The following is a 702-nucleotide window of genomic DNA, read 5'->3' as shown; positions in this document are numbered from 1 at the left end:
GCACGCGGGTCCACGGGGTTGTCGTTCCTTCCCCGGTCAGCCACTCCACCCCCGCATCCACGGCCTCCTGAGCAACGCGGTGCAGGTCGGGCACGGAACCCCCCACGGGGGTTCCGGCACCGCCGTTCGCGTTGCGGACGCGTACGGTGCTGCGTGCTGAGGGGAGTTGAGGGGGAGAGTTGGGGAGACGGCGTGGGGAGTGCGTCACAGTCGTGATTCCGAATGAAGACCAACTCCCTTCAAATCGCCGCAGATTGCACGGAACGGCCTTGACGTAGTCCTTAACTCTGGACAGGGTGCTAGGGCAGCGTTCGTATGTCTGGGACGGGTGTGAACGGGGGCGGGCGGCATGATCACGGCTCTATGTGGCGCCGTTCGGAGCGAACCCCGCGGAGCCGGGGCCCGCATATGGCTGCTCCACTGACGAGAACAGCTACTGGGGGTAGCAGCACATGACGAAGAAGACGCGAGTCCGCGTCGCGCGGATAGCCGCAGGTGCGGTGATCGCCGCGGGTGCCTCGCTCACCGCCGCCGGTGTGGCGTCGGCCGCCGGAATCGATGTCAACGTTGCCGGGCTGTCGGCCAAGGCTCACGTCGGCGAGGTCGGTCTGGGCATCGAGGGCGAAGACGGCGATGGTGATGGTAACGGCGATCCTGGCGGTGTCGACACCGGCGGCCAGTCGTCGGGCACCGAGGGTTCGT

Annotated in this window: 1 pseudogene; it reads left to right on the top strand. The window is 67.2% G+C overall.

What is annotated here, in order from left to right:
• Positions 1-452 precede the first annotated feature (452 nt).
• Positions 453-702 (top strand): annotated as a pseudogene (locus AB0L71_RS29725) (hypothetical protein); the annotation flags it as partial.

Source organism: Streptomyces sp. NPDC052052, assembly GCF_040680455.1.
Taxonomy (GTDB): Bacteria; Actinomycetota; Actinomycetes; order Streptomycetales; family Streptomycetaceae; genus Streptomyces.
The sequence above is the reverse complement of the archived record's forward strand: the minus strand, read 5'-3'. Positions and strand labels throughout refer to the sequence as shown.